21 protein-coding genes are annotated in these 19711 nt (G+C 62.4%); 14 read left to right on the top strand and 7 right to left on the bottom strand.

Translation table 11 applies throughout. From position 1 onward, the window contains the following. Nucleotides 1-3 precede the first annotated feature (3 nt). The gene (gene folM / locus Q8O69_RS17615; RefSeq protein WP_305593515.1) at nt 4-714 is read right to left on the bottom strand and encodes a dihydromonapterin reductase; all 711 of its coding nucleotides are present in this window, start codon (nt 712-714) and stop codon (nt 4-6) included. A 264-nt stretch (nt 715-978) separates the two neighbouring features. On the opposite strand from folM, the gene Q8O69_RS17610 reads away from it, so the two are divergent. Beyond that, on the top strand, nt 979-1275 hold the full coding sequence (locus Q8O69_RS17610; RefSeq protein ID WP_305593514.1) for a hypothetical protein: 297 nt from the start codon (nt 979-981) through the stop codon (nt 1273-1275). Nucleotides 1276-1279: 4 nt separating this feature from the next. Here Q8O69_RS17610 and Q8O69_RS17605 read toward each other — a convergent pair whose 3' ends face one another. Then, nucleotides 1280-1705: a thiol-disulfide oxidoreductase DCC family protein gene (locus tag Q8O69_RS17605; protein WP_371136172.1), complete on the bottom strand. Its 426-nt coding sequence runs from the start codon at nt 1703-1705 to the stop codon at nt 1280-1282. Nucleotides 1706-1796: 91 nt separating this feature from the next. Here Q8O69_RS17605 and Q8O69_RS17600 point away from each other — a divergent pair, with 91 nt between their 5' ends. Then, nucleotides 1797-2750, top strand: coding sequence for a MerR family transcriptional regulator (locus tag Q8O69_RS17600; protein ID WP_305593513.1), 954 nt, complete (start codon nt 1797-1799; stop codon nt 2748-2750). A gap of 208 nt (nt 2751-2958) precedes the next feature. Continuing rightward, on the top strand, nt 2959-4737 hold the full coding sequence (locus Q8O69_RS17595) for an acyl-CoA dehydrogenase C-terminal domain-containing protein (protein ID WP_305593512.1): 1779 nt from the start codon (nt 2959-2961) through the stop codon (nt 4735-4737). Nucleotides 4738-4886: 149 nt separating this feature from the next. Here Q8O69_RS17595 and Q8O69_RS17590 read toward each other — a convergent pair whose 3' ends face one another. Continuing rightward, entirely contained in the window at nt 4887-5498 is a 612-nt protein-coding gene (locus Q8O69_RS17590; RefSeq protein WP_305593511.1) for a PilZ domain-containing protein, read from the bottom strand. 52 nt (nt 5499-5550) lie between these two features. Beyond that, nucleotides 5551-6012 (bottom strand): PAS domain-containing protein, encoded by a 462-nt coding sequence (locus Q8O69_RS17585; RefSeq protein ID WP_305593510.1) that lies wholly within the window; start codon nt 6010-6012, stop codon nt 5551-5553. A 112-nt stretch (nt 6013-6124) separates the two neighbouring features. On the opposite strand from Q8O69_RS17585, the gene Q8O69_RS17580 reads away from it, so the two are divergent. The 7 genes from Q8O69_RS17580 (at nt 6125) to Q8O69_RS17550 (ending at nt 11522) form a co-directional block, all read left to right on the top strand. After that, nucleotides 6125-6577, top strand: a complete 453-nt coding sequence (locus Q8O69_RS17580) for a flavodoxin (RefSeq protein WP_305593509.1) — start codon at nt 6125-6127, stop codon at nt 6575-6577. Then, nucleotides 6577-7044: a cupin domain-containing protein gene (locus tag Q8O69_RS17575; protein WP_305593508.1), complete on the top strand. Its 468-nt coding sequence runs from the start codon at nt 6577-6579 to the stop codon at nt 7042-7044. Before Q8O69_RS17580 ends, Q8O69_RS17575 begins: the two co-directional genes overlap by 1 nt. 99 nt (nt 7045-7143) lie before the next feature. Then, nucleotides 7144-7926, top strand: coding sequence for a class II aldolase/adducin family protein (locus Q8O69_RS17570; RefSeq protein ID WP_305593507.1), 783 nt, complete (start codon nt 7144-7146; stop codon nt 7924-7926). Beyond that, nucleotides 7923-8828 (top strand): alpha/beta fold hydrolase, encoded by a 906-nt coding sequence (locus Q8O69_RS17565; protein WP_305593506.1) that lies wholly within the window; start codon nt 7923-7925, stop codon nt 8826-8828. Before Q8O69_RS17570 ends, Q8O69_RS17565 begins: the two co-directional genes overlap by 4 nt. Then, nucleotides 8807-9343, top strand: a complete 537-nt coding sequence (locus tag Q8O69_RS17560) for a DUF1569 domain-containing protein (protein WP_305593505.1) — start codon at nt 8807-8809, stop codon at nt 9341-9343. Before Q8O69_RS17565 ends, Q8O69_RS17560 begins: the two co-directional genes overlap by 22 nt. Before the next feature lie 219 nt (nt 9344-9562). Continuing rightward, complete coding sequence (locus tag Q8O69_RS17555) at nt 9563-10474, top strand: SDR family oxidoreductase (protein WP_305593504.1); 912 nt, start codon at nt 9563-9565, stop codon at nt 10472-10474. Between the two features lie 280 nt (nt 10475-10754). After that, complete coding sequence (locus Q8O69_RS17550; protein WP_305593503.1) at nt 10755-11522, top strand: crotonase/enoyl-CoA hydratase family protein; 768 nt, start codon at nt 10755-10757, stop codon at nt 11520-11522. A gap of 9 nt (nt 11523-11531) precedes the next feature. Here Q8O69_RS17550 and Q8O69_RS17545 read toward each other — a convergent pair whose 3' ends face one another. Further along, nucleotides 11532-13070 (bottom strand): sigma-54-dependent transcriptional regulator, encoded by a 1539-nt coding sequence (locus tag Q8O69_RS17545; protein WP_305593502.1) that lies wholly within the window; start codon nt 13068-13070, stop codon nt 11532-11534. Between the two features lie 21 nt (nt 13071-13091). After that, nucleotides 13092-14159, bottom strand: coding sequence for an AraC family transcriptional regulator (locus tag Q8O69_RS17540; RefSeq protein ID WP_305593501.1), 1068 nt, complete (start codon nt 14157-14159; stop codon nt 13092-13094). A gap of 160 nt (nt 14160-14319) precedes the next feature. Here Q8O69_RS17540 and Q8O69_RS17535 point away from each other — a divergent pair, with 160 nt between their 5' ends. Continuing rightward, nucleotides 14320-16146, top strand: a complete 1827-nt coding sequence (locus Q8O69_RS17535) for a long-chain-acyl-CoA synthetase (protein WP_305593500.1) — start codon at nt 14320-14322, stop codon at nt 16144-16146. A gap of 40 nt (nt 16147-16186) precedes the next feature. Here the strand turns inward: Q8O69_RS17535 and Q8O69_RS17530 are convergent, their stop codons facing one another. Continuing rightward, nucleotides 16187-16486 carry an I78 family peptidase inhibitor gene (locus Q8O69_RS17530; protein WP_305593499.1) on the bottom strand — a complete coding sequence of 100 codons (300 nt, stop codon included), beginning with the start codon at nt 16484-16486 and terminating at the stop codon, nt 16187-16189. A 160-nt stretch (nt 16487-16646) separates the two neighbouring features. Between Q8O69_RS17530 and Q8O69_RS17525 the strand changes: the two genes are divergently transcribed. The 3 genes from Q8O69_RS17525 (at nt 16647) to Q8O69_RS17515 (ending at nt 19657) form a co-directional block, all read left to right on the top strand. Further along, nucleotides 16647-17576 (top strand): ABC transporter ATP-binding protein, encoded by a 930-nt coding sequence (locus tag Q8O69_RS17525; RefSeq protein ID WP_305593498.1) that lies wholly within the window; start codon nt 16647-16649, stop codon nt 17574-17576. Continuing rightward, entirely contained in the window at nt 17573-18334 is a 762-nt protein-coding gene (locus tag Q8O69_RS17520; RefSeq protein ID WP_090375288.1) for an ABC transporter permease, read from the top strand. The genes Q8O69_RS17525 and Q8O69_RS17520 overlap by 4 nt, the downstream gene beginning before the upstream one ends. 87 nt (nt 18335-18421) lie before the next feature. Beyond that, nucleotides 18422-19657, top strand: a complete 1236-nt coding sequence (locus Q8O69_RS17515) for an RNA polymerase sigma factor (protein ID WP_305593497.1) — start codon at nt 18422-18424, stop codon at nt 19655-19657. Nucleotides 19658-19711: the final 54 nt, after the last annotated feature.

The following is a 19711-nucleotide window of genomic DNA, read 5'->3' as shown; positions in this document are numbered from 1 at the left end:
GGCTCATTTGAGATGGCGGCCGCCGTTGACAGTCAGTGTGGTGCCGGTGACGTAGGGGTTGTCGAGCAGGTAGCGCAAGCTTTGGTAGATCACCAGCGGCCCGGGTTCGATGCCCAGTGCCGATTTGTTCAGGGTTTTGCTGCGGTAGTCGGCGTCGTCGTCCGGGTTGAATAGGATCAGCGCCGGGGCGATGCCGTTGACCTTGATCTGTGGGGCGAAGCGCGCGGCAAACGACAGGGTCAGGCTGTCCAGTCCGGCCTTGCTGGCGCAGTAGGCCGGCCGGTTGGCGCTGCCTTTGCGCGCCACGTCATCGCTGATATGCACGATATCGGCCGGCGTTGAGCGCGCCAGCAGCGCTTGGCAATGCAGGTTGATCAGGTAGGGCGCGAGCATGTGCACGCTAAACAGTTGCTGGAAGGCCGCCGCTTCTTCGCCCGGCGCCTCCACCAGCCAGTCGGAGGCGTTGTGCACAATGGCGCGCAGGCTGTCGGTGTGGTTCTTGAGCTGTTCGATAAACGCCAGGATGCCGGCTTCGCTGGCAAAGTCCGCCTGCAGGGCCAGGGCGCCGCGCTGCCTGAGCGCAGCAAGGCCATCGCGCTCGCTGCGGTAGCTGACGATCACGGCGTGACCATCATCAAGCAGGCGTTCGGCGCAGTACAGGCCGATACGCTGGCTGGCTCCGGTTATCAGGATAGGGGCGGCGCTGGCGCTCATGCTCGACTCGACAGAAGAAAAGGGTGGGTTCAGCGACGCTGTGCCGGGTTACCTGACCAGTAGGGCGCGGCCTCGACTGAACCAGAAGTAAAGTTATACCAGCAATAGGCTTTGTACAACCATGCGGCCTGTGCGGGTACTGGTCTATTCCACATCATTTAGCCTATTTCATTGAGCTGTATCGGTATTTTTTGTTCGGGAGGGCTGAATAAAATTGTTTTTATCGTGTACAAGGTTGGTTTTCTTGTACAGGTATGTGCCGTTATGAAGCCTTGGCAGTTGAGCATTGCGGTGCTGTGTGGGCGGGTGCGCCATGTCGAGGTGCTCACCCTGCGCTGTTGTGGCTACAAGGTGCAGGTGGTAGGCAAGGCTGGCGGCGTGCGCACGTTGGAGTATGCGGCGGGGCGAGCGCTGTGGCCTGGATTGGCATTGCTCAAGGCGCGTCTGCGTCGTTGCGGCGTGCGGCAGATGCTGTTGCTGCAGCCGGAAAGCCACGATGAAATTATTGCTCGCCCGGCCTTGCTTGAGCCTGATCCAGGGCTGTGGATCAAGCTGCGCTGATGGCTTATCGCGGGTTTCTGCTGGCAGTGCAGGTGGCGTTTCTGCAGCGCCGGCTGGCGTCCGGGTGGGGCAGCCAGTCGAGGTGTGGGCGTAGCCGGCAGAACAGTCGGTAACCCAGCTCCAGCAGCGGCCGTAATGCCGGCCAAGCCAGCGGCGCGGCCCAACGCTCGAGGCCGGCTGCACGCCAGCTCCACAGCGTGGCATCAAGGCCGGTCACCCATTGGCCATCGGCGAAGCGGGCATGCAGGCGGTTCTGCAGGGTTTCTCGGCTGTGGCCGACGGACTCGGGATGAAAGTCGTTGAGGCCGATATCGACCAGGCACAGGCGCTGCACATCGGCACGCTGACGCAGCAGTTGGATCTCGCGGGCGCACAACGGGCAGTCGCCATCGTAGAAGAGGGTCAGGGGCCAACAGGGTTGCTTGTTCATGGTCTAACTCTTTGTATAAGTCTTGTACAAAGTATGCCGGAAATAGCTGAGTTACAATGCGTGCAACATTTTTTCTGTGATACCTGCGCCCATGTCCGATCACGTTGGTACTGCGTCCCTCGTTTCGAGTGCCCTCAAGCAGGAAGAGTTATTTCCTATCCGTGAGGTGGCGCGCCTGACCGGCGTCAATCCGGTCACGTTGCGGGCCTGGGAGCGGCGCTATGGGCTGATCCAGCCAACCCGCACCGACAGCGGTCATCGCCTGTATTCGCAGGTGGATATCGAGTCGGTGCGCAGCATCCTGGCGTGGATCGAGCGCGGTGTGGCGGTGAGTAAGGTTGGCAAGATTCTGGCCAAAAGCAGCTCGATCAAATCTGCCAGTTCACCGGTCTATGAAGAGGTCAGCGCCAGCGAGTGGGGCGAGTGGCAAGCCCAGTTGCGCCGCGCCATCAGTGCCTTCGATGAGCCGCGCCTGGATCGTCTGTATGGCCAGATTTTCTCCAGCTACCCGCTACCGGTGGTGTTTCAGGACATCCTCATGCCGCTGTGGCAGGAGCTGTTGCTGCGTCAGGACGAGTACGGCCAGACCAGTGAATGGCTGTTTCTCGATACCTTCCTGCGTGCCCGTACCTTGCAGCGCCTGCAGGTGTTGCGCGCCCAGGTTGAGGAGCGTGTGCTGTTGGCAGCCTTGCCGGGCCACTGCCGCGAGCTAGAGCTGCTGGTGGCTGGGCTGCTGCTGAGCAGCGCCGATACCGCCGTCAGTGTGCTCGGGCTGGGTCAGCCGCTGGAAGAACTGACCTTGATCTGTGAAAAAATGCAGCCCCAGGCCCTGGTGCTGTTTTCCAATCAGCCGCCCAGTGATGACTTGCCCAAGGTGCTCTCGCGTCTGGCGCTGGCGCTGGATTGCCCGCTGGTGATGGCCGGCGATGGTGCCGATCTGGCCGAGGAAAGCCTCAGCGGTTCGCCGATTGCCTGCCTGGGCAACGAAGGGCGCCTGATGCAGCGCCGCCTGCAGCAGTTTCTGGCTGGCCACCTGGATACCTGATTTCTTCTATTAAGCACGCCTGAATAAGCGCAGTCGCCGTTGTGGCAACTGCGCTTTCGCCTGCCTGCAATTTGTTGCTGATTCCGATTAGTTGTACAGCTTGTACAGAAAACTGCTTGCTATCTGGAGTTTTAGGCTATACAAAAGCTATACATTGTTTGTTTGTGTATAGCTTGTATCCACTTGTACAGCTTGAGGACTCAGCAACATGACCCAATATCGTGCACCCCTTCGTGATATGCGTTTCGTTTTTGACGAGGTGCTCGACGCTTATGCCACCCTGCAGTCGCTGCCTAGTCAGCGCGAGTTCGGAAACGACCTCGGTGGCGCCATTCTGGAAGAAGCCGCCAAGCTGGCGGAAAACGTGCTGGCCCCATTGAATGGGTCAGGCGACAAGCAAGGCTGCGCGTATGACCCGCAGAGCAAGTCGGTAAAAACCCCGGATGGTTTCCGCGCCGCCTATCAGCAGTTCGCCGAAGGCGGCTGGACCGCGCTGGCCTGCTCGCCTGAGTTCGGCGGCCAGGGGCTGCCCCATGTGCTGAATATGATGGTCGAGGAGATGGTCTGCTCGGCCAACCTGTCGCTGGGCATGTACCCGGGTCTGACCCATGGCGCGATCAATGCGCTGACCGCTCATGGTGCGCGTGAATTGCAGGAGCGCTACCTGCCGAAGCTGATCAGCGGTGAATGGACTGGCACCATGTGCCTGACCGAGCCGCAGTGCGGCACCGACCTGGGCTTGATCCGCACCCGCGCCGTACCGCAGGCGGACGGCAGCTATGCCATCAGCGGCACCAAGATCTGGATCACCGGCGGCGAGCACGATCTGGTCGACAATATCCTGCACCTGGTACTGGCTAAACTGCCCGATGCACCGGACAGCGTGAAAGGCATTTCGCTGTTCCTAGTGCCCAAGTTTCTTGAAGATGGCAGCCGTAATCCGGCCTTCTGCGGCGGCCTGGAACACAAGATGGGTATCAAGGGCTCGGCCACCTGCGTGATGAATTTCGAAGGCGCCCAGGGCTGGTTGATCGGCGAGCCGAACAAGGGCCTCAAATGCATGTTCACCATGATGAACTCGGCGCGCCTGATGGTCGGCATGCAGGGTCTCGGCATTGCCGAAAGCGCTTATCAGGTCAGCCTCGGTTTTGCTAAAGAACGCCTGCAAAGCCGTTCGCTGTCCGGCCCGAAAGCAGCGGACAAACCGGCCGATCCGATCATCGTGCACCCGGATGTGCGGCGTATGCTGCTGCGCCAGAAGGTGATGATCGAAGGTTGCCGCGCGCTGGCGTACTTCACGGGCCTGCATGAAGACGTCGCCCATGATCACGAAGATCCTGCGGTACGCGAGCAGGCCGATGATCTGGTGCAGCTGCTGACCCCGGTTGTGAAGTCCTTCCTCACTGATGAAGGTTTTAACTGCGCCAACGAAGGCCTGCAGGTGCTAGGTGGTTCCGGCTTCACCGAAGACTGGGGCATTGAGCAACTGGTACGTGATTCGCGAATTACCCGCATCTATGAAGGCACCAACGGCATTCAGGCGCTGGATCTGGTCGGGCGCAAGCTTGGTCTGGGTGGCGGCCGTGCGGTGCGTAATTACTTCGCCCTGGTCGAAGGTTGGCTCAAGGCCAATGCCGAGGCTGAGCACGTCACTGCGGTAGGTGCTGCCCTCAATCAGTTGCAGCAAGCCACGCTGTGGATTGCCAGCGAGGGGATGAAAGACCCCGAGCAGGCCGGCGCCGCAGCAACCCCTTACTTGCGTTTGTTTGCCCTGACCAGCCTGGCCTGGATGTGGGCACGCATGGCTGCGGTGGCCAAGGCCAAGCTGGCGGCCGGCAGCACGGAAACCCTGTTCTACGGCGCCAAGCTGAAGTCTGCGGATTTCTTTATGGCGCGCATCCTGACTGAAACCGCCAGCCTGCTGGCTGAGGTCAAGGCCGGCAAAGCCACGCTGATGGCCTTCAACGAAGAGGAATTTGCTGCCTGACACGACTGCGCAATCCGATAGCCATCAGTTCCGCCCATTTTCGGCTATCGGATTTTTTTATCCCTGCTGCAGGCGTTTCGCCTGCACTTTAGGCCCGCCTGATTGCGGGTCTTTTTTTGTCTGGGATTTGCGCGGAATGTGTTGGGGGCTCAACGGCGCCCAGCATGCAGCCGTTGTTCCTGCTGCAGGTGTTGCTGGTAGATAAACTGGCGCAGCTGCTCATCGCTTTGCGGGTCCAGGGTGTGCAGCTGGTAGGCCAGCAGGCCGTCTTCGGTTGCACGGACGAAAACCCCAGTCACGGCAATCGGCGTGTGCTCGTCTACCGGCAACACCAGATGAAAGCGCTTGGGCGCCTTACGCCGGGCCCGATGCTCGATCAACGCCCCATTCATCGACAGCTGATGAATCCACAGGTCGCTCGGTTGCGCATTGGGCGTATGCAGCGGTAACGGTTCGGGCAGGGGCGAGCGCCAGGCACGGTTGATCTCACCTTCATCGAAAATCTGCGGAGCGCTGAGCTGCAGGCAGGGCGTGCTCTGCTCATCCTGGCTGAGGTGCAGGTCGAAGGTCAGGTGCTGGTTGGCGATATGCGCATGCAGGCTCAGCGGCTCATTGACGGCGCAATGTGAGAGCAGCTCGCTGAGCTGTTTGCCAATATCCACCGACAAGCGCGGTTGGCTGCGCTGTTCGGTGGTTGCGGGCTGGTGCAGCTGGCGGATAAAGGCCAGTTCTGCCTGGGTCAGGAGTGCCTGTTCTTGCATGGAAGCGGTCTGCATCAATCCCTAGAAGCTGTTGTGACCGCTGCACTGGGGATTAGTTACTGCCGGTCGTCGCCTGCAGGCGCGCCAGTTCTGCCTTGAGTGTCGCCAGTTCGGCTTCCAGCTGGGTGACCCGCTCCTGCGCCTCGACCTGCTCGGTAACGTTCTTCTGGATACCGATGTAATAGGTCAGCTGGTCGGCATCATTGACCACCGGGGTGATCGACAGCTCGTTCCAGAACGGCGTGCCGTCTTTGCGGTAGTTACGGATGATCTGCCGGCATGGGCGGTGCGTCTTCACCGCTTCGCGGATGGCAGCCAGGCCCGGCTGGTCGCGGTCACCGGCCTGGAGGAAGCGGCAATCCTGATAGAGGATGTCTTCGCTGGCGTAGCCAGTGAGCTTTTCAAAGGCGGGGTTGGCATAGATCAGGATGTTGTCGTCACCTTCCTGTTCGGCCACCACGATGCCGTCGTTGGAGGCGTTGATCACCAGTTGCAGCAGTTTGGCGTTGATCATGAGGCGATTTCCCAGGCTATGTCGGCTGCATTCTAAAACATCCGGGCGGGCTGTCTACTTGCGGCATAATGCCGGGCTTATCGATTTGGTTCTGACTGTTTCGGAGTTCTGCATGAAGATCGCCATCCTTTCCGGTTCGGTGTACGGCACCGCCGAGGAAGTTGCCCGCCACGCCGAGCGCCTGCTCAACGCCGCCGGCCATGAGGCCTGGCACAACCCGCGCGCCAGCCTGGCGGATATTCAGGCCTTTGCCCCCGAGGCGTTTCTGGCGGTGACCTCCACCACCGGCATGGGCGAGTTGCCGGATAACCTGCAGCCACTGTACTTCGCCATTCGTGACCATCTGCCGGCCTGGAGCGGGCTGCCGGGTGGGGTGATTGCATTGGGCGATTCCAGCTATGGCGATACCTTCTGTGGCGGCGGCGAGCTGGTGCGTGAGTTGTATGCCGAACTGGGCATCCGTGAAGTGCAGCCGATGCTGCGCTTGGACAGCAGCGAAAGCGTGACTCCGGAAAGCGACGCCGAGCCCTGGCTGGCCGACTTTATTGCGGCGCTGCAAGGCTGATGCACCCACGCGCGCAGGAACTGATAAGCACGCTGCAGCTGCAGGCGCATCCGGAAGGCGGTTATTACCGCCGTTTGTATGAGTCCTCTGCGCAGCTGGATGGCGGTCGCCTGTGTGGCACGGCGATCATTTTCCTGTTGCCGGCCGGCGCGGTCAGCCGCTGGCATCGAGTGGATGCCGATGAGCTTTGGCACTTCTATGAAGGTGCGCCGTTGGAGCTGCTGCTGGCCGAGCAGCCCGATGCGGTGCGCTGCGCACGTCTGGGGCCGGTGGCTATTGGCCAACTGCCGCAGCGCCTGGTGCCAGCACATGCCTGGCAGGCGGCGCGCAGCACCGGAGCGTTTACCCTGGTCGGTTGCACGGTAACCCCGGGTTTCGACTTTGCCGGCTTCCAGCTGCTCAGTGATGACCTTGAGGCTCAGCGCGACTGGCCCATGCTCACCCAGTTGCATCCCGAACTGGTTTGACCTGCAAGGCCACCATGCTGGCCGCCAGAGCGACTCACCTTTGCGGCATCCCTCGCTAGACTCCTGGGCACTTTAATAACAAAAGCCGAGGAATCCACCATGACCGTTGCCCACGCACTGCCTGTTGTCAGCCTCAAGGATCATGTATCCGCCGCCGAATGGCAGACCCGGGTGGATCTCGCCGCCTGCTACCGGCTGATCGCCCTGTATGGTTGGGATGACCTGATCTTCACCCATATTTCGGCGAAGATTCCCGGCAGCGAAGATTTCCTGATCAACCCCTACGGTCTGATGTTCCACGAGATCACCGCCTCCAGCCTGGTGAAGATCGACCTGGCCGGCAACAAGCTGATGGATAGCCCGTTCGACATCAACCCCGCCGGCTACACCATCCACAGCGCCGTGCACGAGGTGCGCCACGATGTTGGTTGCGTGCTGCATATCCACACCCCGCAGGGTATTGCGGTTTCCGCGCAGAAGCAGGGTTTGCTACCACTGTCGCAGCAGTCGCTGTTCGTTCTCGCCAGCCTCGCTTACCACGGCTATGAAGGCGTGGCGCTGAACCATGATGAGAAGTCGCGGCTGCAGGCGGACCTGGGCGATAAGAACTTTATGATCCTGCCCAACCACGGCCTGCTCACCGCCTTTGGCAGCATTGCCGATGCCTTCCTCGGCATGTTCACCCTGCAGCGTGCCTGCGAGATTCAGGTGATGGCGCAGAACGGTGGCATCGAGCTGATCCATATCCCGCAACAGGTGCTCGATGGTGCTCGCGCAATGATCGCCGGGGTGATGAAAAGCCCGCAGGGCATGGGCGGCGCCTTGCCGTGGCCGGCGCTGCTGCGCAAGCTGGATCAACAGATGCCGGGTTACGCAGCATGACGGCGCTGCCAGGCATTGCCCTGGCGGATTGGCGCAGCGCGGGCCAGGACTTCAGCTTTAACGGCCATGGCATCCGCTATTGGACGGCCGGGCAGGGCGAGCCGCTGTTGCTGATTCACGGCTTCCCCACTGCCAGCTGGGATTGGCATTACCTGTGGGCTGCGTTGGCTGAGCGCTATCAGGTAATTGCCTGCGATATGCTCGGCTTTGGCGACTCGGCCAAACCGCGCGGGCATGTCTACAGCCTGCTGGAACAGGCTGATCTGCAACAGGCGCTGTTGGCGCATCTGGGTATTGGTCAGCCGGTGCATCTGCTGGCCCATGACTATGGCGACAGCGTGGCGCAGGAACTGCTCGCCCGGCACCAGGATGGGCGTATCGCGCTGGCCAGTTGCGTGTTTCTCAATGGCGGGCTGTTTCCGGAAACCCATCGCCCGGTGCTGGTGCAGAAGCTGCTGCTCAGCCCCATCGGCCCGCTGATCGGCCGGCTATTTAGCCGCCAGAAGCTGGCCGCCAGCTTTGCCAAGGTGTTCGGCCCGCACACTCAACCGAGCGCCGGTGAACTGGATGACTTCTGGAGCCTGATCGTTGCCAATAACGGCCCCGCGGTGATGCATCGACTGATCCGCTATATGCCCGAGCGCCGCGTCAATCGCGAGCGTTGGGTGGCGGCGATGCAGGCCACTGCCGTGCCGATGCGGGTGATCGATGGCGCTGTCGACCCGATCTCCGGGGCACATATGGTGGCGCGCTATCGTGAGCTGATCCCCCAGCCGGACACCGTGCTGCTGGAGGGTATTGGTCATTATCCGCAGACCGAGGCGCCAGATCAGGTGCTTGCTCATTATTTGCAGTTCCGTCAACGGCTGGAGGCCGCAATATGCAGCGACGCACTGTCCTGAAAGGAGCCGCCTTGGGCGGTGTGGCAGTTCTGGGCGCCGGGTTCTGGGCATTGCCCAGTGGCGAGGCGCCCGCTGCCCTGAGCCTGGAGGGCGCGCAGCAGGTGTTGGCCGGGCTGGTCGATAAACCGCTGTCGAGCCTTAAAGGCTGGAGCCCGGCAGAGGTATTCAACCACTGCGCGCAAAGCATCGAGTACTCCATCAGCGGTTACCCCGAGCTTAAGCCCAGCTGGTTTCGCAGCAGTGTCGGCCCGCTGGCCTTTAGCGTATTTGCCGCGCGCGGGGCCATGCGCCATTCGCTGGATGAGGCCATTCCCGGCGCTGCTCCGCTGAGTACGCCAGCCACTCAGGCCCAGGCGTTGCAGCGTTTGCAGCAGGCGTTTGCCGATTTCGCTGCGTATCAAGGCGAGTTACAGCCGCATTTTGCCTATGGCGTGCTTAACCATGCCGATTACGCGCAGGCCCATGTGCTGCATCTGTATAACCACCTCAGCCTGATCCGCAGGGCTAACGCATAAAACAGCAGCCCCTGAAAACTCGCCGCTAAAGCGCCTCCTACAACTCGATCAACCGTGGGAGGGGCTTTAGCCGCGACAAGCGGGCTACCTTTATGTGGTTGCCTTAGCCTGACTATCCCGCTGCTTTATTGCGCACCATTCAGCGTCGTGCGTACCTATTGTGACCGGAGCGCGACTGCTGGACACTCGGCGCATTGTTAATCTGCCGAGGAATGCTGCATGAGCGACGCCATCCGTTTTCAAGATCAGGTTGTAATCGTCACCGGGGCCGGCGGTGGTCTGGGCCGCGCCCATGCGCTGTTGTTCGCTAAACACGGTGCCAAGGTGGTGGTCAACGATCTCGGCGGCAGCACCCACGGTGAAGGCGCCAATGCCTCGGCGGCCGATAAGGTGGTTGAGGAAATCCGCGCCGCTGGCGGTACCGCAGTGGCCAATCATGACTCGGTGACCGACGGCGAGAAGATCGTGCAGTGCGCGCTGGATACCTTCGGCCGCATCGATGTGGTGGTGAACAACGCCGGCATCCTGCGCGACAAGACCTTCCACAAGATGGAGGACGCCGACTGGGACCTGGTTTACAAGGTTCACGTCGAGGGTGCCTACAAGGTCACCCGCGCCGCCTGGCCGCATATGCGTGAGCAGGGTTATGGGCGGGTGATCTTCACCGCGTCCACCTCGGGCATCTACGGCAACTTCGGGCAGTCCAACTACGGCATGGCCAAGCTCGGCTTGTACGGCCTGACCCGCACCCTGGCCCTCGAAGGGCGCAAGAGCAACATCCTGGTCAACGCCATCGCCCCAACCGGCGGTACGCGCATGACCGAAGGCCTGATTCCGCCGCAGGTGTTTGAACAGCTCAAGCCCGAGCTGGTCAGCCCGCTGGTGGTGTACCTGGCGAGCAGCGCCTGCGAAGAAACCTCCGGCCTCTTTGAAGTCGGCGGTGGCTGGATGGGCAAAGTGCGTTGGGAGCGCAGTCTGGGTGCTGGCTTCGATCCGCGTGAAGGCTACAGCCCGGAAGACGTGGCGGCCAACTTCGCGCAGATTTGCGACTTCGAGGGCGCCGCCCATCCGAAGGACAATATCGAAGCGATGAAAGAGATGATGGCCAACCTGCAGAAGTTCGCCCTCTGATTGCGCCACTCTGGCGGGGGGATCGGTCAGCAGGCTGATTTCTCCGTCATAAAGGTTTTAAGGTGAAGGCCGGCTAAATGCTGGCCTTCGGCTTTTTGACTGTAGGAGCTGGCCATGCCCGCGAAATCACCATCGCGGCAATGGGCCTGGGTATCAAGATGACTCCGTAGCCCGAATAAGCGCCAGCGCAATCCGGGTTTGGTTTCCCGGATTGCGCCGTGTGCCACGGCTTAGCCGGGCTACGATCGGTGGCTTGGCTGTTTTATCTGTAGGAGTTTCCATGAGCGTGATCATCGAAAAGAACGGTCCCGTCACCACCCTGATCATCAACCGCGCCGAGGTGCGCAACGCGGTTGATCGGCCAACTGCCGAGGCGCTGGCCGCTGCCTTGCGTGCCTTTGAAGCTGACGAGCAGGCGCGGGTGGCGGTATTAGCCGGGGCGGGCGGGACCTTCTGCGCCGGCGCTGATCTGGGGGCGGTGGCCGCAGGCGCTGAGCGTGCCAATCGCCTGGAAACCGAGGGCGACGGGCCGATGGGGCCGAGCCGTATGCAGCTGAGTAAACCGCTGATTGCCGCCATCGAAGGCCATGCGGTGGCAGGCGGCCTGGAGCTGGCGCTGCTCGCTGATCTGCGGGTGATGGCCGATAACGCCGTGCTCGGGGTGTTTTGCCGACGTTTTGGTGTGCCGCTGATCGACGGTGGCACCGTGCGTTTGCCACGGATTATCGGCCAAGGTCGTGCGCTGGATCTGATCCTAACCGGTCGCCCGGTATTGGCCGAGGAGGCGCTGAGCATGGGCCTGGTCAACCGGGTGGTCGCCGCCGGCACTGCCTTGTCCGCCGCGCAGCAGCTGGCGCTGGAGATCGCCGGTTTCCCGCAACGCTGCATGCTCGCCGACCGCGCCAGCGCTTATACGCAGTGGGATCTGCCGTTTGTCCAGGCCATGGCCAATGAGTTTGCTGGTGGTATGGCGGTGATCGCCAGTGGCGAAACCCAGGCCGGCGCGCAGCGCTTCAAGGATGGCACGGGGCGCCACGGTAGATTCTGAGCCGCGTGTTTACGGCTTTCCCGGAATCCCGTATTTGCGCAGGCGCATGGCAATCGCACTGTGCGAGGTGTGCAGACGGGTCGCCAGTTGCCGGGTCGAGGGATGGCTGGGGTAGAGTTTTTCCAGCAGGGCTTTTTCGAACTGGTCCACTGCCGCTTCCAGGCTGCTGACTTCGCCCTCGGCCTGCTGCGCGGCCACTGCGGTGCCAGCGATATCCAGATCATCGATCTGTACCAGATTGCTTTCGCAGATCGCTGCAGCGCGGAAGATCACGTTCTGCAATTGACGCACATTGCCCGGCCAGCGGTTGCCCAGCAGAGCCGGATAGGTGTCTGGCGTCAGGCGGCAGGGCAGGCGTTGGATCTGCGCGCAGGCCTGCTGCATAAAGTGCCGCGCCAGCAGCAGGATGTCCTGGCCGCGCTCGCGTAGCGGTGGCACTTCCAGGTTGAGCACGTTGAGGCGATAAAACAGGTCTTCGCGGAACGCGCCCTCGTTGACCATCTTTTCCAGGTCGCGGTGGGTGGCGCTGAGGATGCGCACATTGACCTTGACCTCACGCTCGCCACCGACCCGGCGGAAGGTGCCGTCGCTTAAAAAGCGCAGCAGCTTGGCCTGCAGGTAGGGCGACATTTCGCCGATTTCATCGAGAAACACCGTGCCCTGGTTGGCCAGCTCCAGCAGCCCTGGCTTGCCGCCGCGCTGGGCCCCGGTAAAGGCCCCAGGGGCGTAACCGAATAGCTCGCTTTCGGCGAGGTTCTCCGGCAATGCCGCGCAGTTCAGCGCAAGAAATGGCGCGGTACGTCGCGTGCTGATGGCGTGACAGGCGCGCGCCACCAATTCCTTGCCGGTGCCGGTTTCACCCTGGATCAGCAGGGGGGCGTCGAGGGTGGCGACGCGCTGGGCGCGGGTTTTCAGGTTGCGAATCGGTGCGGAATCGCCGAGCAGCGAGTCGAAGCCCTCGGCGTGATCATGGTGCAGCGCCGCCAGGCGTTCGCCGATGCGGCTCGGTGCGTACAAGCTAAGCAGGCCGCCGGCCAGTTGCCGTGCGCCGCCGTCGACGCCTTCGGTGATTGGTTGTGCATCCAGCAGCAGGGCCTGGCCCTTGAGGGTAACTTCGCGCATCGGCAGGCGAAAGCCCTGGTCGAGCAGCGCTTGGTGCAGGTCTTTGTCGGCGAATAGCTCACCAATACCCAGACCATCAGGCTGTTGGCCGCAGAGTTCGATCAGCGCCGGGTTGGCCAGTAGCACACGGCCCTGGCTGTCGACCGCCAATACCGGGTCGGTCATGGCGGCGAGCAGGGCATCGAGCTGCAGATGGCGGCGTTGGCCGGGGAGGATGTCGACAATGGTTACCGCCTGCACGCCACGCACCTTGAACAGCGCCTCGCGCAGCTCATCGAGCACCTCGGGGCTCAGGGTCGGCGCGTCGATGTAGACGTTCGGCGGCACCATCTCCACCGCATCCAGGTTGAGATTGCGCCCGCCGAGCAGGGCCAGCACTTCCTGGGTGATGCCAACGCGGTCGATAAAGGTGACGTGAATACGCATGGGAACGGGCGGCCGACTTGCTTACAGGTGCGCCAGTATGCCCGGTCTGCCTGGCTTAGTTAAATCTGTCGGCTCGCTGCCGGCGTGCTGCTGGTAGGCCTTGGGCGACAGACCGTACCAACCCTTGAAGGCCTTGTAGAAGGCACTTGGCTCGCTGAAGCCCAGCTCGCGGCTGAGCGCCTCGATCCGGCAATCCGGTTGCTGCAGACGTTGCAGCGCATGCTGGCGGCGTACTTGAGTCAGTAGCTCGGAGAAGCAGCAGTCTTCCTCGCGCAGGTGGCGATGCAGGGTTTGCCGGCTGATACCCAGATGCCGCGCCACGCCCTCTGCCGACAGCTCGCCACTGAGCAGGCTCTGTTCGATCAGCTGCAGCACCTGCAGGCGGGTGCTGTGCTGCGCCGGCAGCTGGGCCTGCATGGCACTCACGCGTTGCTGCATCAGCCCTTTGAGATAGGCATTGGCCCCCGGCACCGGCAGCAGCAGATCACTCTCCAGCAGATCCAGGTAATCGAATCCCTCGGCGAAGCGTGGCGGCACCCCGAATACCTGTCGATAGATCGCCGGTGCCGCCAGCGGCGCATGGCGGAAACCCACGGCCTGCGGCATCAGTCGCACCCCCGTGAGCTGGCGCGCCCAGCACAGCGCTGAGCTGATGCTGTGTTCGCAGACGACGGCGTGGCCGAGCAGCGGTGCGTTGAACAGGAAGTGGATGCGCACCCGCCCGCCAGATGACTCGACGCGCAGGTTCTCGCCCTCGCTCATGACCGGGATATAGCGGCGAAACAGTTCAATGGCCTCGCCCAGCGTAGCGCTCTGCGCGGCCAAGTGGGCAACCGGCCCGCGGGTGTGCAGGCCGCGCTGCTGGCCGACCAGCAGGCCGATCTCCGCACACGCGCCACGGCTGGCTGCGCGCTGCCAGAGTTGCAATGCCCAGCGTACCGGTACGCGCATTTCCAGGTTCTTCAGCTGCTCCAGCTCGACGCCCAGCGCCTGCAGATCGTCCGGGCCGACCAGGGCGAACCCCTGCAGCGACAGGTAGAGATCGAGCAACTGTGAGGCGGTCGCGCTAGGCGTGTGTACCGGCAGCATGGGCAATCCTTGTTCCAGCCAGAGGGAGTTCGATTGTGCGCCGCCGGTGAGACAAATTGCCATGGTGATGCAACCCCAGGCTATTAACAGCATGGCGCTGACTGACTAGATTGATCGGCAAACAACAACGAGTGCCTCGCACCGCCTGGAGTCCTGCACCATGAATCATGCTGACCTGATCACCTTGCCGCGCCTGCTGTCTCGCTTGCCGCGCCTGCTTGTCGACTTGCCCGCTATCGTCAAGGGGCTGCATATTGGCAACCGCAGCCGTGGCGATTACCCCGTCAGCCTGGCCAGTTGCATTGAGGAGGCGGCGCGCGACAACCCGCATGGCGTGGCGCTGATCCAGGGCGACGAACAACTTACCTACGCCGAGTTTGACCGCTGGGCTAACCAGCTGGCGCACTATCTGCGTGCTCATGGTCTGCGCCAGGGCGACAGCGTGGCGCTGATGTTCGAGAACCGCTTCGAGCTGCTCGCCGGGGTCGTCGCCTGTGCCAAGCTCGGCGCGGTCAGCGCGCTGATCAACAGCAGTCAGCGCGGCCGCGTGCTGGCCCACAGCATCAGCCTGGCATCGCCGCGCATGGTGCTGGTGGGCGAGGAACTGCTGGACGCTTTCACGGAAATCGCAGCGGAGGTGGCGCTGCCCGCCGATGCCTGCCACTACTTTGCCGACCGCCCAACCTGGCGCGACCCCGGCGAGGCGCCCGCAGGCTGGCAGCACCCGGCCGCCGTGCTGCAGGACTATCCCGTCGATGCGCCGTTGCTGGAACGCGCAGTACGCGCCGACGACCCCTGTTTTTATATCTACACCTCCGGCACCACCGGCCTGCCGAAAGCCGTGGTGTTCAACCACGGGCGCTTTATGAAGGGCTACGGTGCTTTCGGTTTCGCTGCCGTGCGCTTGGGCCGCGAGGACCGCATGTACGTCAGCCTGCCGTTCTATCACGGCACCGCCATGGTGGTGTGTTGGGGCTCGGTACTGGCTGGCCAGGCGGCGCTGATCATGGTGCGCAAGTTCAGCGCCAGCCGTTTCTGGGATGAAGTGGAGCGGCATCGGGCGACCGCCTTCGGCTATGTCGGCGAGCTGTGCCGCTACCTACTCGACCAGCCGGCACGCCCCAGCGACGCTACCAACCCGATCCGCGTGATGGTCGGCAACGGCCTGCGCCCGAGCATCTGGCAGGCGTTCAAGCAGCGCTTCGCGGTCGAGCGGGTGGTCGAGCTGTATGCCTCCAGTGAGGGCAATATCGGCTTTACCAACCTGCTCAATCTCGACAACACCGTGGGCTTCTCGCCCTATCCCTACGCCATCGTCCGCTATGACCAGGAGCGCGAGGCGCCGCTGCGCGAGAACGGCCACCTGCAGCGTGTGGCCAAGGGCGAGGCTGGCCTGCTATTGGGCAAGATCACCGACAAGTCGCCGTTCCATGGTTATACCAATGAGCGCGACACCGAGCGCTGCATCCTGCGCGATGTGTTCGAACAGGGCGACGCCTGGTTCAACACCGGCGACCTGATGCGCGACATGGGCTTTCGCCATGCGCAGTTTGTCGACCGCCTGGGTGATACCTTCCGCTGGAAGGGCGAGAACGTTTCCACCACCCAGGTCGAAGCGGTGCTGGATGGCGTTGCCGAGGTCAGCGAGACCGTGGTCTATGGCGTCGAGGTGCCCAACACCAATGGCCGCGCCGGTATGGCCTGCATCCGTCTGGCCTGTGCGCCGGGGGATTTTGATTTCCAGGCCCTGCTCACGCACTTGCGCCAGGAACTGCCGGCCTACGCCGTGCCGCTGTTCTTAAGGCTGAGCGCGGAAATGGAAACCACCGGTACCTTCAAGCACAAGAAAGCGCCGTTGAAGGAGCAAGCCTACGACCTCGACCGCTGCAGCGACCCGCTGTATGCCTGGCTGCCCGGCTCTGACTGCTATGTGCCGCTGAACCGTAAGCTGCACGCGGCCATCAGCGCCGGGAACTACCGCTACTAAGGCCTGACACCTGACTCGCCCTTCGCGTATCGAAGGGCATTCAACCGCAGGTCAGGCGGATGATCACTTCGCTTTCATCGATATCGATATTCAGGCGCTGCGGGTTGTAATCCATGGTCGCGGCGTCGCCGGGGGCGAGCACGCGCAGGGTTTTGGCGTTGGCCTGTTGCTGCACCTGCTGGATCAGCTCGGCGCTGGCATTCTGGCCGAGCACGCCTTGCAGGTTTTCGACGCTGCAATCGCCGGTGATTTCGGCGGTTTGCTGCGCCGGCGGCTGCGAGCTGCAACCGGCCAGCAGGGCGAGCAGGCTGAGGCTGGCGAGGTGGTGACGAAGAGCCATGGTCTATTTCCTTGTCTGGGTAAAACCAGGTCCAGCCTAGCAGCCGCATCCGCTGTAGCTCAACGTTGGCCTGGAAAATCAGCCAGGTTACTGCATCAGCATTTCCGCAAGCCCGGCCAACTTCCCTACAATTGCGCTTTTCCCCAGAGCAGGAGGTTCTGTGCAAGCGGTGATCTCGATTCAACAGCTGAGCAAGACCTACGCCAGCGGCCATCCGGCCCTGCAGGACATCAATCTGGATATTCGCCAGGGCGAGATCTTTGCGCTGCTCGGCCCCAATGGCGCGGGCAAGACCACCCTGATCAGCATCATCTGCGGCATCGTCAATCCAGGCGGTGGGCGGGTGCTGGTGGGCGGCCAGGACATCATCAAGGACTACCGCGCCTCGCGTTCGCAGATCGGGTTGGTGCCTCAGGAGCTGGTCAGCGATGTGTTCGAAACTGTCTGGGCCACGGTGAAATTCAGCCGTGGCCTGTTCGGCAAAAAGCCCAATCCGGCCTATCTGGAGCAACTGCTCAAGGACCTGTCGCTGTGGGACAAGCGCGACGCGAAGATTTTCGAGCTGTCCGGCGGCATGAAACGCCGGGTGATGATCGCCAAGGCGCTAAGCCACGAGCCGCAGATTCTGTTCCTCGACGAGCCGACTGCTGGCGTCGACGTCGAGCTGCGCCGCGATATGTGGAATATGGTGCGCCGTCTGCGTGAGCGCGGGGTGACCATTATCCTCACCACCCACTACATCGAAGAAGCCGAGGAAATGGCCGACCGCATCGGGGTGATCAGCAAGGGCCGGATCATTCTGGTGGAAGACAAGCAGGCACTGATGCATAAGCTCGGCAAGAAGCAGCTGACCCTGCAACTACAGCACCCGCTGGCGAGCATCCCCGCCGAGCTGGCGCGTTACCCGCTGGAGCTGAGCGACGAGGGCCATGCCCTGGTGTTTACCTTCGATACCCAGAGCGAGCACACCGGCATCGCCGAACTGCTCAAGGACCTCGCCCAGCACGGCATCGACTTCAAGGATCTGCAGTCCAGCCAGAGTTCGCTGGAAGAAATCTTTGTGTCTTTGGTCAAGGAGTCGCGCGCATGAATTTCTACGCAATCCGTGCCATATACCTGTTCGAGCTGGCGCGCACCTGGCGCACCTTGTTGCAGAGCATCGCCACCCCGGTGATCAGCACGTCGCTGTATTTCGTGGTGTTCGGTTCGGCCATCGGTTCGAGCATGACCCAGGTGCAGGGGGTCAGTTACGGCGCGTTTATCGTGCCGGGGCTGATCATGCTGGCGCTGCTCACCGAGAGCATTTCCAACGCCTCGTTCGGCATCTACATGCCCAAGTATTCGGGGAGCATCTACGAGCTGCTGTCGGCGCCGGTGTCCTACCTGGAAATCCTCATCGGCTATGTTGGCGCGGCGGCCACCAAGTCGATCATTCTCGGCTTGGTGATCCTGATTACCGCGCGGCTGTTTGTTGATTTCGAGATTCTCCACCCGCTGTGGATGCTGGCGTTTCTGGTGCTTACCGCGCTGACCTTTAGCCTGTTCGGCTTCATCATCGGCGTCTGGGCCGATGGCTGGGAGAAGTTGCAGGTGGTGCCGGCGCTGATCGTCACACCGCTGACCTTTCTCGGTGGCGCGTTCTACTCGATCAGCATGTTGCCGCCGGCCTGGCAGACGGTGACGCTGTTCAACCCGGTGGTGTACCTGATCAGCGCGTTCCGCTGGAGTTTCTATGGCGTCTCCGACGTCAACGTCGGCCTGAGTTTGGCGATGATTCTCGGCTTTCTGTTGCTGTGCATCCTGGCCGTGGGCTTTATCTTCAAAACCGGTTATCGGCTGAAAAGCTGAAGCGCGCCTAATGCGGTAGGGTGAAACGGTTCTGGTTGCGCGGCAGGGGAGTATCGCGCAACCACTGCCGTTATGGAGTGCAATGCAATGGACCATTCTGCCGCCTTGCCGGCTCTGCTGGCGCAGCTCTACCGCGATGAATCGCGCCGCGTACTGGCCACCTTGATCCGTCTGCTGGGCGATTTTGACCTGGCCGAGGAGGCGCTGCACGAAGCCTTTCGTGCAGCGATGGAGCAATGGCCGCAGACCGGTGTGCCGGCCAATCCTCGGGCCTGGTTGGTGTCGGCGGGGCGCTTCAAGGCCATCGACAACCTGCGCCGGCAGCGGCGTTTCCAGCCGCTGGATGACCACGTTGAGTTGGCCTATGACGCACCGCTGGACGAGGGCGAGTTGCTTGAAGACGACCGCCTGCGGCTGATCTTTACCTGCTGCCACCCAGCGCTGGCCAGCGATGCCCAGGTGGCCCTGACCCTGCGTGAAGTCTGCGATCTGGGCACCGAGGAAATCGCCCGCGCCTTCCTCACCACGCCCGCCACCCTGGCCCAGCGTATCGTCCGCGCCAAGGCGAAGATTCGCGACGCACGCATCCCCTATGAAGTGCCTGGACGCAGCGAACTACCCGAGCGCTTGGACGCCGTATTGCGGGTGATCTACCTGGTGTTCAACGAAGGCTATTTCGCCAGCTCAGGCGATTCGCTGACCCGCGCGCACCTGTCCGATGAGGCCATTCGCCTGGCGCGTCTGCTGCTGGAACTGCTGCCCGAGCCGGAAGTGCAGGGCCTGCTGGCGTTGATGCTGTTGCACGAATCGCGGCGCAGTGCGCGCAGCTCGGCCAGCGGCGAAGTGGTGCTGCTGGAGGCGCAAGATCGCAGCCAGTGGGACCCCGCGCTAATTGTCGAAGGTGACTCCCTGGTGTTGCAGGCCCTGCATTCGCGGCGCTTCGGCGCCTACACCCTGCAAGCGGCGATTGCCGCCGTGCATGCCGAGGCCACTTGCGCCGCTGAGACCGACTGGGCGCAGATCGTCGGGCTCTACGACGCTTTGCTGCGTCTGAATCCGTCGCCGGTGATTGAGCTCAATCGCGCCGTGGCGGTGGCCATGCAGCAAGGCCCCGAGGCCGGCCTGACGCTGATCGACGCGCTGCTGGCCAGCGGCGAACTGGCCGATTACCACCTGGCCCACGCCGCCAGCGCCGACCTCAATCGCCGCTTGGGCCGCGTGGCCCCTGCGCGTGATGCCTATCAGCGGGCATTGCAACTGGCGCAGCAGGGCGCTGATCGGCAGTTTCTGCAGATGCGTCTGGACGAGTTGCCGACCGGCTAAGCCGCCATCCGCCTGGCGGATAAGCGCAGCTTGGCTACCGTTGGTCGGGCCTGA

It is taken from the genome of Pseudomonas sp. (assembly GCF_030690725.1).
Taxonomy (GTDB): domain Bacteria; phylum Pseudomonadota; class Gammaproteobacteria; order Pseudomonadales; family Pseudomonadaceae; genus Aquipseudomonas.
Note: the sequence above shows the minus strand (reverse complement) of the source record. Positions and strands in the feature narration are given on the sequence as shown.

Coding starts and splice junctions, on each gene's coding strand:
- Q8O69_RS17540 (WP_305593501.1), bottom strand. CDS start 14,159: ATGCTGCCGGTACACACGCCTAGCGCGACCGCCTCACAGTTGCTCGAT.
- Q8O69_RS17610 (WP_305593514.1), top strand. CDS start 979: ATGAAGCCTTGGCAGTTGAGCATTGCGGTGCTGTGTGGGCGGGTGCGC.
- Q8O69_RS17545 (WP_305593502.1), bottom strand. CDS start 13,070: ATGCGTATTCACGTCACCTTTATCGACCGCGTTGGCATCACCCAGGAA.
- Q8O69_RS17515 (WP_305593497.1), top strand. CDS start 18,422: ATGGACCATTCTGCCGCCTTGCCGGCTCTGCTGGCGCAGCTCTACCGC.
- Q8O69_RS17600 (WP_305593513.1), top strand. CDS start 1,797: ATGTCCGATCACGTTGGTACTGCGTCCCTCGTTTCGAGTGCCCTCAAG.
- Q8O69_RS17580 (WP_305593509.1), top strand. CDS start 6,125: ATGAAGATCGCCATCCTTTCCGGTTCGGTGTACGGCACCGCCGAGGAA.
- Q8O69_RS17550 (WP_305593503.1), top strand. CDS start 10,755: ATGAGCGTGATCATCGAAAAGAACGGTCCCGTCACCACCCTGATCATC.
- Q8O69_RS17565 (WP_305593506.1), top strand. CDS start 7,923: ATGACGGCGCTGCCAGGCATTGCCCTGGCGGATTGGCGCAGCGCGGGC.
- Q8O69_RS17590 (WP_305593511.1), bottom strand. CDS start 5,498: ATGCAAGAACAGGCACTCCTGACCCAGGCAGAACTGGCCTTTATCCGC.
- Q8O69_RS17570 (WP_305593507.1), top strand. CDS start 7,144: ATGACCGTTGCCCACGCACTGCCTGTTGTCAGCCTCAAGGATCATGTA.
- Q8O69_RS17585 (WP_305593510.1), bottom strand. CDS start 6,012: ATGATCAACGCCAAACTGCTGCAACTGGTGATCAACGCCTCCAACGAC.
- Q8O69_RS17560 (WP_305593505.1), top strand. CDS start 8,807: ATGCAGCGACGCACTGTCCTGAAAGGAGCCGCCTTGGGCGGTGTGGCA.
- Q8O69_RS17605 (WP_371136172.1), bottom strand. CDS start 1,705: ATGAACAAGCAACCCTGTTGGCCCCTGACCCTCTTCTACGATGGCGAC.
- folM (WP_305593515.1), bottom strand. CDS start 714: ATGAGCGCCAGCGCCGCCCCTATCCTGATAACCGGAGCCAGCCAGCGT.
- Q8O69_RS17595 (WP_305593512.1), top strand. CDS start 2,959: ATGACCCAATATCGTGCACCCCTTCGTGATATGCGTTTCGTTTTTGAC.
- Q8O69_RS17575 (WP_305593508.1), top strand. CDS start 6,577: ATGCACCCACGCGCGCAGGAACTGATAAGCACGCTGCAGCTGCAGGCG.
- Q8O69_RS17520 (WP_090375288.1), top strand. CDS start 17,573: ATGAATTTCTACGCAATCCGTGCCATATACCTGTTCGAGCTGGCGCGC.
- Q8O69_RS17535 (WP_305593500.1), top strand. CDS start 14,320: ATGAATCATGCTGACCTGATCACCTTGCCGCGCCTGCTGTCTCGCTTG.
- Q8O69_RS17555 (WP_305593504.1), top strand. CDS start 9,563: ATGAGCGACGCCATCCGTTTTCAAGATCAGGTTGTAATCGTCACCGGG.
- Q8O69_RS17530 (WP_305593499.1), bottom strand. CDS start 16,486: ATGGCTCTTCGTCACCACCTCGCCAGCCTCAGCCTGCTCGCCCTGCTG.